Origin of the sequence: Streptomyces sp. NPDC051018 (assembly GCF_044456085.1) — a bacterium.
Classification (GTDB): Bacteria; Actinomycetota; Actinomycetes; order Streptomycetales; family Streptomycetaceae; genus Streptomyces.
In genome coordinates this window covers 1-12,275 of record NZ_JBITFN010000035.1, presented here as the reverse complement: position 1 = coordinate 12,275, position 12,275 = coordinate 1, and the positions used below count along the sequence as shown (strand labels likewise).

Annotated in this window: 9 protein-coding genes, 5 tRNA genes and 1 pseudogene; 5 read left to right on the top strand and 10 right to left on the bottom strand. The window is 71.2% G+C overall.

Translation table 11 applies throughout. From position 1 onward, the window contains the following. Positions 1-5: 5 nt before the first annotated feature. Positions 6-1,436: a 3-isopropylmalate dehydratase large subunit gene (leuC, locus tag ACIBCM_RS34190; RefSeq protein WP_399250167.1), complete on the bottom strand. Its 1,431-nt coding sequence runs from the start codon at positions 1,434-1,436 to the stop codon at positions 6-8. Positions 1,437-1,579: 143 nt separating this feature from the next. On the opposite strand from leuC, the gene ndgR reads away from it, so the two are divergent. After that, positions 1,580-2,296 carry an IclR family transcriptional regulator NdgR gene (ndgR, locus tag ACIBCM_RS34185; RefSeq protein WP_399250166.1) on the top strand — a complete coding sequence of 239 codons (717 nt, stop codon included), beginning with the start codon at positions 1,580-1,582 and terminating at the stop codon, positions 2,294-2,296. Between the two features lie 299 nt (positions 2,297-2,595). Here ndgR and ACIBCM_RS34180 read toward each other — a convergent pair. The 9 genes from ACIBCM_RS34180 to ACIBCM_RS34140 form a co-directional block, all read right to left on the bottom strand. Next, positions 2,596-2,668: transfer RNA gene (locus ACIBCM_RS34180), tRNA-Glu, on the bottom strand. A 23-nt stretch (positions 2,669-2,691) separates the two neighbouring features. Next, positions 2,692-2,763 (bottom strand) — tRNA-Gln (locus ACIBCM_RS34175). A 16-nt stretch (positions 2,764-2,779) separates the two neighbouring features. Then, a tRNA-Glu gene (locus ACIBCM_RS34170) sits at positions 2,780-2,852 on the bottom strand. A gap of 83 nt (positions 2,853-2,935) precedes the next feature. Continuing rightward, a tRNA-Glu gene (locus ACIBCM_RS34165) sits at positions 2,936-3,008 on the bottom strand. A 21-nt stretch (positions 3,009-3,029) separates the two neighbouring features. Then, positions 3,030-3,101 (bottom strand) — tRNA-Gln (locus ACIBCM_RS34160). A 90-nt stretch (positions 3,102-3,191) separates the two neighbouring features. After that, complete coding sequence (locus ACIBCM_RS34155; RefSeq protein WP_399250164.1) at positions 3,192-3,911, bottom strand: HAD family hydrolase; 720 nt, start codon at positions 3,909-3,911, stop codon at positions 3,192-3,194. A 145-nt stretch (positions 3,912-4,056) separates the two neighbouring features. Then, entirely contained in the window at positions 4,057-5,571 is a 1,515-nt protein-coding gene (gene gltX, locus ACIBCM_RS34150; RefSeq protein WP_399250163.1) for a glutamate--tRNA ligase, read from the bottom strand. Continuing rightward, positions 5,564-6,349, bottom strand: coding sequence for a fumarylacetoacetate hydrolase family protein (locus ACIBCM_RS34145; RefSeq protein ID WP_399250161.1), 786 nt, complete (start codon positions 6,347-6,349; stop codon positions 5,564-5,566). The genes gltX and ACIBCM_RS34145 overlap by 8 nt, the downstream gene beginning before the upstream one ends. A 142-nt stretch (positions 6,350-6,491) precedes the next feature. After that, on the bottom strand, positions 6,492-6,671 hold the full coding sequence (locus tag ACIBCM_RS34140) for a hypothetical protein (RefSeq protein ID WP_399250216.1): 180 nt from the start codon (positions 6,669-6,671) through the stop codon (positions 6,492-6,494). 582 nt (positions 6,672-7,253) lie between these two features. On the opposite strand from ACIBCM_RS34140, the gene ACIBCM_RS34135 reads away from it, so the two are divergent. The 4 genes and pseudogenes from ACIBCM_RS34135 to ACIBCM_RS34120 all read left to right on the top strand — a co-directional run. Next, positions 7,254-11,204, top strand: a complete 3,951-nt coding sequence (locus ACIBCM_RS34135) for a nitrate- and nitrite sensing domain-containing protein (protein ID WP_399250159.1) — start codon at positions 7,254-7,256, stop codon at positions 11,202-11,204. 9 nt (positions 11,205-11,213) lie between these two features. Next, a complete protein-coding gene (locus tag ACIBCM_RS34130; RefSeq protein ID WP_389267536.1) occupies positions 11,214-11,627 on the top strand; it encodes a roadblock/LC7 domain-containing protein in 414 nt (137 codons plus the stop codon). A gap of 126 nt (positions 11,628-11,753) precedes the next feature. Next, the gene (locus ACIBCM_RS34125; RefSeq protein WP_399250157.1) at positions 11,754-12,158 is read left to right on the top strand and encodes a DUF742 domain-containing protein; all 405 of its coding nucleotides are present in this window, start codon (positions 11,754-11,756) and stop codon (positions 12,156-12,158) included. Further along, positions 12,139-12,275, top strand: a pseudogene (locus ACIBCM_RS34120) (ATP-binding protein); the annotation flags it as partial. The gene ACIBCM_RS34125 and the pseudogene ACIBCM_RS34120, both read left to right, overlap by 20 nt.

Here is a 12,275-nt window from a genome sequence, read left to right as displayed (position 1 = left end):
GCTGATCAGACTCCAGCGGGCGTACGGGCGGCGTCGTCGGACAGGTCGGCCGGGGAGGCCAGGTGGCCCCGTACGGCGGTGGCCGCGGCGACCTGGGGGGAGACCAGATGGGTCCGGCCGCCCTTGCCCTGCCTGCCCTCGAAGTTGCGGTTGGACGTGGACGCGGAGCGCTCGCCGGGCGCGAGTTGGTCGGGGTTCATGCCCAGACACATCGAGCAGCCGGCGTGCCGCCACTCGGCGCCCGCGGCGGTGAAGACCTTGTCCAGGCCCTCCTCGACGGCCTGGAGGGCCACCCTGACCGAGCCGGGGACGACCAGCATCCGTACGCCGTCGGCCACTTTGCGGCCGTCCAGGATGGAGGCGGCCGAGCGCAGGTCCTCGATACGGCCGTTGGTGCAGGAGCCTACGAAGACGGTGTCGACCTTGATGTCCCGCAGCGCCTGGCCCGCGGTCAACCCCATGTACTCCAGGGCCTTTTCGGCGGCGAGCCGCTCCGAAGCGTCCTCGTACGAAGCCGGGTCGGGGACGTTCGACGACAGGGGCGCGCCCTGGCCGGGGTTGGTGCCCCAGGTGACGAACGGGGCGAGCGCGGTGGCGTCGATGACGACCTCGGCGTCGAAGACGGCGTCGTCGTCGGTGCGCAGGGTCTTCCAGTACGCGACCGCCGCGTCCCAGTCCGCCCCCTCGGGGGCGTGGTCACGGCCGCGCAGATAGTCGAAGGTGGTCTGGTCGGGAGCGATCATGCCCGCCCGCGCGCCCGCCTCGATCGACATGTTGCAGATGGTCATCCGGGCCTCCATCGAGAGCTTCTCGATGGCCGGACCGCGGTACTCCAGGACGTAGCCCTGACCGCCGCCGGTGCCGATCCTGGCGATGATCGCGAGGATCAGGTCCTTGGCGGTGACGCCGTCGGGCAGCTCGCCCTCGACGGTGATCGCCATGGTCTTGGGGCGGGCCATCGGCAGGGTCTGGGTCGCCAGCACATGCTCGACCTGGGACGTGCCGATGCCGAAGGCCAGCGCGCCGAAGGCGCCGTGCGTGGATGTGTGCGAGTCGCCGCAGACCACGGTGGTGCCGGGCTGGGTCAGTCCCAGCTGGGGGCCCACGACATGGACGACACCCTGCTCGACGTCGCCGAGCGGGTGCAGCCGTACACCGAAGTCCGCGCAGTTCTTGCGCAGGGTCTCCAGCTGGACGCGGGAGACCGGGTCGGCGATGGGCTTGTCGATGTCGAGGGTCGGGGTGTTGTGGTCCTCGGTGGCGATGGTGAGGTCGAGCCGCCGGACCCGGCGGTTGCCGAGCCGGAGGCCGTCGAACGCCTGGGGGCTGGTCACCTCGTGCAGCAGGTGCAGATCGATGAAGAGAAGGTCGGGCTCGCCCTCGGCGCGCCGGACGACATGGTCGTCCCAGACCTTCTCCGCGAGTGTCCTACCCATCGCTTTCCCTCCGGCCGGCCACGGTGCCGGCACCACTAGAGATCTTGTGCGGGCCCGATGGTCCATGGGCCGCATCTACAGACTGTCGGGTTCTCCGGAAAATTGAACTTGCGTTTCACAGTGTGAGACGCGAGTATCGTTTCATGGACAACTCTAGCGGCGTCGGCGTTCTCGACAAGGCGGCTCTGGTTCTGAGCGCACTGGAGTCCGGTCCGGCCACCCTCGCCGGGCTGGTCGCGGCGACCGGGCTCGCACGACCCACGGCCCACCGGCTGGCCGTGGCCCTCGAACACCACCGGATGGTGGCGAGGGACATGCAGGGCCGGTTCATCCTGGGTCCGCGCCTGGCGGAGCTGGCCGCGGCTGCCGGCGAGGACCGGCTGCTGGCCACGGCGGGGCCGGTGCTCACGCATCTGCGCGATGTGACGGGCGAGAGCGCGCAGCTCTACCGCCGCCAGGGGGACATGCGGATCTGTGTGGCGGCGGCCGAGCGGCTGTCCGGACTGCGGGACACCGTCCCGGTCGGCTCGACGCTGACGATGAAGGCCGGTTCGTCGGCGCAGATCCTGATGGCGTGGGAGGAGCCCGAGCGGCTGCACCGCGGCCTCCAGGGCGCCCGCTTCACGGCGACGGCGCTCTCCGGCGTACGGCGCAGGGGCTGGGCCCAGTCGATCGGTGAGCGCGAGCCGGGCGTGGCCTCGGTCTCGGCGCCCGTACGGGGCCCGTCGAACCGGGTGGTCGCCGCCGTCTCGGTCTCCGGACCGATCGAGCGCCTGACCCGGCACCCGGGCCGGATGCATGCCCAGGCGGTCATCGACGCGGCCGTGCGGCTGAGCGAGGCACTGCGCCGCAACGGCTGACGCGGAGCACGCCGGGGACCGCCGGGACCGCCTCGGGGACATCGAGCAGCGCCGGCAGAACCAGTGGAACCAGCAGGACCTGCTGGGCCGGCAGGACCAGAAGAACCGGAAGGGCCAGAGAACACCGAGCACATCCGGAGGGGGAACTCCCGCATCGCGCGCCCGGTTTGGCGGCCGTCCCAACTCGGCGGCGGACACGGGACGTTCCCCCGCCCCACCGCGCCATGGGACCCCCGGCCCCGCCCCGGGTGCGCACACGAAGAAGCCCTCCGCGCTTGCGCGAAGGGCTTCTCTCTCTGTACCCCCGACCGGATTCGAACCGGCGCTACCGCCTTGAGAGGGCGGCGTGCTAGGCCGCTACACAACGGGGGCAAAGGGTAAATCTCGGAGTTCCGCTGGGCTACCAGGACTCGAACCTAGACTAAATGAACCAGAATCACTCGTGCTGCCAATTACACCATAGCCCATGGTGGTTTAGACCAGTACCCCCGACCGGATTCGAACCGGCGCTACCGCCTTGAGAGGGCGGCGTGCTAGGCCGCTACACAACGGGGGCCCTAGCGATCCCGCCCGGCGGAGCCGGGCTCTGTCACTGCGCGATCAACGGGAGCGACCCAGGTGATCAGCAGGATGGATCTGTACCCCCGACCGGATTCGAACCGGCGCTACTGCCTTGAGAGGGCAGCGTGCTAGGCCGCTACACAACGGGGGCTTTGCAGATAAGCTCTGCGAGCTGGCCTACCAGGACTCGAACCTAGACTAACTGAACCAGAATCAGTCGTGCTGCCAATTACACCATAGGCCACCAAAACGCAACCCCCGGGCGGGGGCTCTGTTTGGTCTTGCGCTTTCCGGCCTGGCCTCTCGGTCCTGCTCGGGTGGCGCAGGAAGAACATTACCCGAAGGTGGACGGCGCTCCAAAACGGGTATCGCCCTGCAACAGGGCGGGGAGCTGGTCGAGACCGGTGATCCGGATCAGCTCGGGACGCCCGCCGATTCCGGTGCGGTCCAGCCAGATCCCGGTCAGTCCCGCCTCGACCGCACCGCGCGCGTCGATGTCGGGCTCGTCACCCACGTACGCCACCTCCCCGGGCGGCAGACCGATGGCCTCGCACGCGGTGTGGAAGGCCTGGGCGTCGGGCTTGGAGAAGCCCAGCTCGGCCGCGCACACGACGGCCTCGAACCGGTCGCGCACGCCGAGGGCCGTCAGCTTGCGCTCCTGGACCACGAGGGAGGAATTGGACAGGACGGCGTGGCGGTACCCGTCCGCGAGGACGTCCAGGGCGGGGACGGTGTCCGGGAAGAGGCTCCAGGCGGCCTCGAAGTGGACGATGTACCGGTCGAACCACGCGTCGGCCTCGGCGTCGCTCAGCGTCTGCCCGGTGAACATCCGTACCCGGTCGCGCCGCTGCCCCTGCCAGTCGACCTCTCCGGCGGTGAACCGCGTCCAGTGCACCGCGGTGACCTCCTTCCAGTGCGCGAGGGCCTGGTCGGCGGAGTCGTACCCGCCGTCCAGGCCCTCGGCCCGCAGATGCCCGAGGATCCCCAGGCGGTCGGAGCTGTGGTAGTCGAAGATCGTGTCGTCCACGTCCCAGAGGACCGCGCGAATCGGCATGATCCAACCGTAGCCGCCCCTGCCGGGAATCCGGGAGTCCTGCGCCGGTGCGCACCTCGCGCGGCCGGCCGGGAGCGCCTTGGGGTACGGCGGGCGGGGCGTCCCGGTCCGCGGGACCCCGCCCGTCCCACCGGCGGCCGCGGCCTCAGGCCGCGAGCTTCGCCAGGGCCGCGTCGATCCTCGCGAGCGTCCTCTCCCTGCCCAGGATCTCCAGGGACTCGAAGAGCGGCAGGCCCACCGTGCGGCCGGTGACGGCGACACGGACCGGCGCCTGGGCCTTGCCGAGCTTGAGGCCGTGGACCTCACCGGCGGCGAGGACCGCCTCCTTCAGCGCCTCCGGTCCCGACCAGTCGGCGGCGGCCAGCTTCTCGCGGGCGGTGGCCAGCAGCTCGGCCGCACCCGGCTTCATCGCCTTGTCCCAGGACGCCTCGTCCTCGACCGGGGCGTCCAGGAAGAGGAAGTCCACATTGGCGGTGATGTCGGACAGCACGGTCAGCCGGGTCTGTGCGTACGGCGCGATCGCCTCCCACGCGGCCCGGTCGAAGCGCTCCGGCTCCCAGTTCGCGTGGGGGGCGCGCAGCCAGGGCTCGCACGCCTCGGTGAACGCCTTCACATCCAGCCGGCGGATGTGGTCCGCGTTGATCGCCTCGGCCTTCTTGAGGTCGAACCGGGCCGGATTGGCGTTGACGTCCGCGATGTCGAACGCCGCCACCAGCTCGGCGACCGAGAAGACGTCCTGGTCGGCCGAGAAGGACCAGCCGAGCAGCGAGAGGTAGTTGAGCAGGCCCTCGGGGAGGAAGCCGCGCTCGCGGTAGAGGTTCAGCGACGCCTGCGGGTCGCGCTTGGAGAGCTTCTTGTTGCCCTCGCCCATCACATACGGAAGGTGGCCGAACGCCGGGATCTCCTTGGCCAGCCCCAGCTCGATCAGCGCCTTGTACAGGGCGATCTGGCGGGGGGTGGAGGAGAGCAGATCCTCGCCGCGCAGTACGTGCGTGATCTCCATCAGCGCGTCGTCCACCGGGTTGACCAGCGTGTACAGCGGCGCGCCGTTGGCGCGGACGATGCCGTAGTCCGGCACGTTCTCCGGGGTGAAGGTCAGCTCGCCGCGGACCAGGTCGGTGAAGGTGATCGTCTCGTCGGGCACCCGGAAGCGGACGATGGCCGAACGGCCCTCCGCCTCGTAGGCCGCCACCTGCTCGGCGGTCAGCTCACGGCAGTGGCCGTCGTAGCCCGACGGCCTGCCCTCGGCGCGCGCCACCGCACGGCGGACCTCCAGCTCCTCGGGGGAGCAGTAGCAGTGGTACGCGTACCCTCCGGCCAGCAGCCTGCCGGCGACGTCCCGGTAGCGGTCCATCCGCTGCGACTGGCGGTACGGCGCGTGGGGGCCGCCCGTCTCGGGGCCCTCGTCCCAGTCCAGGCCCAGCCAGCGCATCGAGTCGAGCAGCTGCTCGTACGACTCCTCGGAGTCGCGGGCCGCGTCGGTGTCCTCGATACGGAAGACCATGGTGCCGCCGGTGTGCCGGGCGAAGGCCCAGTTGAACAGTGCCGTGCGGACCAGGCCCACGTGCGGGTTGCCGGTCGGGGAGGGACAGAAACGTACGCGCGGGGGTGCCCCCTGCTCGCGCGGTGCCGAGAGCTTGGGGGAATTCGCGTTAGCCACGCTTGATCACCTTGTTGGTGAGAGTGCCGATGCCTTGGACGGTGACGGCGACCTCGTCGCCGACGTTGAGGGGGCCGACTCCCGCCGGGGTGCCGGTGAGGATCACATCGCCCGGGAGCAGGGTCATGGCCTCGGAGATGTTGACGATCAGCTCCTCGATGGAGTGGACCATCTGGCTCGTACGGCCGAGCTGGCGCTGTTCCCCGTTGACGGTGCACTGGATGGCGAGATCCGACGGGTCGAGGTCCGTCTCCACCCAGGGGCCGAGGGGGCAGGCCGTGTCGAAGCCCTTGGCCCTGGCCCACTGCTTCTCGCGCCGCTGCACATCGCGGGCGGTGATGTCGTTGGCGCAGGTGTAGCCGAGGATGACGTCCTTGACGCGCTCGCGGGGGACCTCGCGGCACATACGGCCGATGACGACGGCGAGTTCGGCCTCGTGGTGCAGTTCCCGGGAGAAGGAGGGGTACACGATGGCGTCGCCGGAGCCGATCACCGAGGTGGAGGGCTTGAAGAAGGCGAACGGCTCGTCGGGGACCTCGTGGCCCAGTTCGGCCGCGTGCTCCGCGTAGTTGCGGCCGAAGGCCACGACCTTGTTGGGGAGTACGGGCGGCAGCAGCCGCACCTTGTCGAGCGGGACCTTGGTGCCCGACAGCTCGAAGTCCGCGAACGGAATGCCCTTGATGATGTCGAGAACGAGGCCGCCGGGGCCGCCGGGACCGGCGTCCTCGACCGCGCCGAAGGCGACATTGCCGTCGATGGAGAATCTGGCGATGCGCACGGGATGCGGCTGCCCCTCTGTTGCTGGTGACGCCTGCTGGAGTCTGACGCTCCAGGCTAACGCGGCAGGGGGGCCGGTTTCCCGCGGGTTTCGCCCCCGGCGCGCATCACCGTGCCGGGGGCGGCGGACCGCCTCCCGCGGGTCAGGACGCGGGGGCGTCCACCAGGACCGTGCGGCGCGGGTTGGCCGTCCGGGCGGGGAGGTCGAGCGTGTGCTCCGGCTGCTCCGGGGCGGGCAGGGGACCGGCGTCCTCGAGGTGGATCAGGGTGGTGCGCCGGGGGTTGGCTATGTTGCGGAGCACGGTCGTCTTCATCGGCTTCATCGGGTCTCTTCCGACCTGTCGGCATTCGGCCGCCCGGACGGGCGGCGGCGGTTTACAAAGCAGTCAGCTTTGTAACGCGTCAGGTTAAACATTCAATTCCTGGGGAAGTGATGTGGCAGGCGTCTGTGCCATGTGAGTTTGCTCACGAGTTGACGGTCAATTCGGTCATTACGGACCGTCAAGCCGCGCCCGGGAAACGGACATTGCGTACCTGAAGCCACCATTCCGCTCTTGATCAGAAGAGTCGGGGCCGGGTTCACCCTTCGACAACCCGTACGGATTAGTCCGATTCACCCCTCTACGTCTTTCTACGTCTGGTGACGCACCGCTCACATGGCGTCACTCTGGTCACAGCACGGTACGCGGCCCTTGTTGGAGATCCTGCACTGTGCTGGAATTCCACGCACCGCCGCAGATTCAGTCCGGCGCGCTAGGGGCGCAATGCAGCGCCGAGCGGCGGCGGGAAAGGGGGACAAGCGCCGGTCTCACGACCACGAAAGAGGCGCTTGACCGCGCCTCACCGACGCCGACACCGTCCCGCCGTTCTGCGGAGGGACGCCTGGTCCAGAGGTTGCGACGCTAGTGCAGGGACGTTTCAAGAGGGATGGCAGCGCTGCGGCGGAACAGGAGCCGCGCGGCGGGACCGACCGCGGATCCTCGCCCCAGCACATCCAGGGCCAGGGTCAGAGTCCGGTGATCCCGGGGGACGGCGGCGACCGCGCCGGCCCACGGCCCGGGACGGGTCCCGGCGGACCCGGCATCAACATCAACCAGGGGGGACCCGGCGCGGCCGCCGGGGCGCCCCCCGGCGAGGCACCCCCGGGAGGCGAGAGCGCTCCCCCGTCGAAACCGGCGAAGCGCCCCTCCGGCGCGGGCTCGCGAATAGCCCTGCGGAACTGGCGCATCAGCACCCGGCTCGTCTCCCTGCTGACGCTGCCCGTCGTCGCGGCGACCACCCTGGGCGGACTCCGTATCAACGAGTCCATGGACCGGATGAAGCAGCTGGAGCACATGCAGCTGCTCACCGACATGACGCAGGAGGCGACCAAGCTCGCGGCCGCCCTCCAGGCCGAGCGCGACCTGACGGCCGGACCGCTGGCCAACGACCCCACGGCCAGCGACTCGAAGGTGACCGCGCCCCGGCTCGCGACCGACCGCGCGGAGGAGTCCTTCTTCGCCATCACGGACCGGATCCCCAACGAGGGCGACGACACGATGGAGGCGATCCGCTCGACCGCCTCCCAGATCGCCAGCCAGGTCAAGAAGCTCAAGGACATCCGGGAGAAGGCCTTCAAGAAGGACGAGCCTTCCTCCCTGACCGTGGAGGAGTACCACCGGCTGATCGAAGCCCTGCTCGAGCTCTCCTCGGAGATGGCGCAGGCGACCAACAACCCCGACATGATCAAGCGGACGCGCGCGCTGGCGGCCTTCTCCTCCGCCAAGGAGTACTCGTCCATGTCGCAGGCGATCATCGCGGCGGCCCTGCCGGGCGGCGGCGAGGGCGACGGCAAGCCCGTCGGCAAAGGCCCCGGGCTGAAGGAGATCGACCGGCTGTACGGCGCGAGCGCGCTGGAGAAGCACGGCAATGAGATGGAAACCTTCGACGCCGTGTACGAGTCGGCCGGAGGCAACGCGACCGAGCTGACGGAGCCGCTGGAGAACGGCAACTCCACCATGGAGGCCGCCACGCAGTACGCCACGCGGGCCCTCGGCACCCCGGGGACCCTGGGAAAGCTGGAGAAGCGCACCCATCTGGACTGGACCGACGACTACGGCGTCCGGATCGACGCCATGGCGACCATCGAGGCCACGCTGCTGGACGAGATGGAGACCCGGGCCCGTCAGCTGCGCGAGGAGTCGCAGCAGGAAGCGATCATCAACCTCGCGCTGATCCTCATCGTGCTGGGTGTCTCGCTCATCGGCGCCTTCGTCGTCGCCCGCTCCATGATCCGCTCGCTGCGCCGGCTCCAGGACACGGCCACCAGGGTCGCCCAGGACCGGCTGCCCGAGCTCGTCAAACAGCTCTCGGAGTCCGACCCCCAGGACGTGGACACCTCCGTGGAGTCCGTCGGAGTGCACTCGCGGGACGAGATCGGGAAGGTCGCCACGGCCTTCGACGACGTCCACCGCGAGGCGGTCCGGCTCGCCGCCGAGCAGGCCCTGCTGCGGGGCAACGTCAACGCGATGTTCACCAACCTCTCCCGGCGGTCCCAGGGACTCATCCAGCGCCAGCTGTCGCTGATCTCCGAGCTGGAGTCCCGCGAGGCCGACCCGGACCAGCTGTCCTCCCTCTTCAAGCTGGACCACCTCGCCACCCGTATGCGCCGCAACGGCGAGAACCTCCTCGTCCTCGCGGGCGAGGAGCCCGGCCGCCGCTGGACCCGGCCGGTCCCGCTGGTCGACGTCCTGCGGGCCGCCGCCTCCGAGGTGGAGCAGTACGAGCGGATCGAACTGGCGGCGGTGCCCGCGACCGAGGTCGCCGGGCGCGTCGTCAACGACCTCGTGCATCTGCTCGCCGAGCTGCTGGAGAACGCGACCTCGTTCTCCTCGCCGCAGACCAAGGTCCGGGTCACCGGTCACGCTCTGCCCGACGGCCGGGTGCTCGTCGAGATCCACGACACCGGCATCGGTCTCTCCCCGGAGGACCTCGCCGCGATCAACGAGCGGCTGGCGTCGCCGCCCACCGTGGATGTCTCGGTCTCGCGCCGCATGGGTCTGTTCGTGGTCGGCCGGCTCTCCCTGCGGCACGGCATCAGGATCCAGCTGCGCCCCTCCGACTCCGGCGGCACGACCGCGCTGGTCATGCTCCCGGTGGATGTCGCCCACGGCGGCAAGAAGGCTCCCGGGGCGCCCGGCGTCCCCGGCTCGGTGCCGCCGCCGCCCGGCGGTGGTCCCGCGGGCCTCGGCGGCAACCGCCCCGGCGGTACGGGCGCTCCCGGCTCCGGCCGGCCCGGCGGCCCCGGCGCTCCCTCGGGCGGGCTGCTCGGTACGGGGGCCCCGCGCGACCAGGTCGGCGCGGGCGCGGGCTCCGGTCCGCGCGCCGCTCTTCCCACCCGCGACGGCGGTCCGGGCCAGGGCCGCCACGGCGGCGGTCTCGCCGGCGCCTTCGGCGGCCGGGGCGCGAACAAGGCCCCGGCCCGGGACGGCGCTCCCGCCGGCGGACTGCCGCCGCGGGAGCCCGCCGACCGCGGCCGTCAGCTGCCCCCGGCTCCCCTCGCGGAGCTGCCCGGCGCCGCCGCGCCGGTTCCGGGTCCTGCCGGCTGGACCGGCGAGCAGCAGCCGGGCGTCCGCCCCGCCGACTCTGCACGCGGTCACGACGACCGCGGCTACGACGACCGCGGCCGTGTCGAGGGCGGCCGTGACGAACTCGGTTACGGGGAGCGGGGACGCGACGACCGCGCTCGGGACGACCGGGGCACCACCCGGGGTCCCGGTTCGACGGAGGAGTTCCCGCGTCCGGACTTCGACGCGCCCCCGCCGCCGCCCAGGCGTCCGGCGCCCACCGGAATTCCGGCGGGCCAGTACGTACGGCCGGATGTCTTCGGACCCCCGGCCCCGGCACACAGCCCCGCCCACCCCGGCCCTCCGGGCCCGCCGTCGGACCGTTCCGGGCAGTCCGGTCCCTCGGAAGGGCCCGGTCTGCCGGGCGAGTCGGGTCTGCCGGACCGGGCCGGTCCCCCGGAGCGTCCCGTCGTGCCCGGCCGGGCACCGGGGCAGTTCGCCCCGCCGCGCGACGGCGCGCAGGAGGAGCGGGGGCGGGACGTCGGCCAGGACCCGGCCGCCACCCAGCCGTTCCCCCGTCCCGATCTCGTCGCTCCCGCCCCGCCGGCCCCGGGCCGGGCCCCCGCCCCGCGCGGTTACGAGGGCTACCAGGGCGACGCGGACACGGGAACGCACAACGCGCTGCCGCCGCAGCCCCAGCCGGAGGCCCTGCCGCCGGCCGCCGGGCCCGGTGACGGCCGTACCCCGCTGTACGACACCCTGGAGACGGACTGGTTCCACACCCAGGGCCGGGGTGGCCGGGTCGACCAGCCGGGCGCCGGGGACCGGCAGGAGCCGGTGCGGCCCGCTGCCGCGCCGGAGCACACCCAGCAGATCCCGCAGGTTCCGCAGCAGCCGGCGGAACGTCCGCTGCCACCGATGCCGAGGCGCTCCCCCGCCACCGCCCCGACCGCCGCACACGGCCCCCAGGGCACCCACGGCACCCATGGCTCACCCGGCCAGGGCACCAACGGCAACGGCTGGCGGAGCTCTCCCAACGACGAGCTGGTACGCCAGGCCGAGCGGGTCAGGAAGCCCGCCGCGGGCGGTGTCACCACCTCGGGTCTGCCCCGCCGCGTCCCGCGCGCCAACCTCGTCGCGGGTACGGCTCAGGAGCAGAACGCCCAGACCGGTCCCCAGGTGTCGCGTGCGCCGGACGACGTACGCGGCAGGCTCACCAACCTCCGTCGCGGTATCCAGCAAGGACGTGAGCAGAACAGCTCGACGACCGGCAGCTTCAACCTCGGCCCCACACACCAGCAGGAGCGTTAGTTGAGCCCGATGAGCCAGGCGGCGCAGAATCTGAACTGGTTGATCACCAACTTCGTGGACAACACCCCCGGGGTGTCCCACACGGTGGTGGTCTCCGCCGACGGACTCCTGCTGGCCATGTCCGACGGCTTCCCCCGCGACCGCGCGGATCAGCTCGCCGCGGTCGCGTCCGGGCTGACCTCGCTGACCGCGGGGGCCTCCCGGATCTTCGAAGGGGGTGCCGTCAGTCAGACGGTGGTGGAGATGGAGCGCGGGTTCCTCTTCCTGATGTCCGTCTCCGACGGTTCCTCACTGGCCGTACTCGCCCACCCCGAGTGCGACATCGGCCTGGTGGGTTACGAAATGGCGCTTCTGGTCGACCGCGCGGGCAGTGTCCTCACCCCGGACCTCCGCGCAGAACTCCAGGGAAGCCTCTTGCACTGACCCACCCGGCCCCCACCCTCATCCAAGGTACGCGCTCACCGCGCCGTCCCCGTCAGGTCGCCACAGGCCCCCCACCGGCCCACGCAGACGGCACGCCGACTACTTGCTGTCCCGCCCGGAGGACTCATGACCCCGCCAACCGCCTCTCACGATCCGTACGGTGCCCACGCCGACCCCTACGGAGACGAGGGCGACCAGCCGCTGGTACGTCCGTACGCCATGACAGGCGGACGGACACGGCCGCGCTACCAGCTCGCGATCGAGGCGCTCGTGAGCACCACGGCCGATCCCGCGCTTCTCGCCGGGCTGCTCCCCGAGCACCAGCGGATCTGCCATCTGTGCCGTGAGGTGAAGTCGGTGGCAGAGGTGTCGGCCCTGCTGTCCATGCCCCTCGGCGTCGCCCGGATCCTCGTCGCCGACCTGGCGGAGGCCGGCATGGTGGCGATCCACCAGCCGGGCAACGGAGACGCCGGCGGCACGCCGGATGTGACACTGCTGGAAAGGGTGCTCAGTGGACTTCGCAAGCTCTAGCACCGGTCCGGCCCCCCGCTCGACCACCAGCGCGAAGATCGTGGTGGCGGGCGGATTCGGCGTGGGCAAGACCACGTTCGTCGGCGCCGTCTCGGAGATCAACCCGCTGCGTACCGA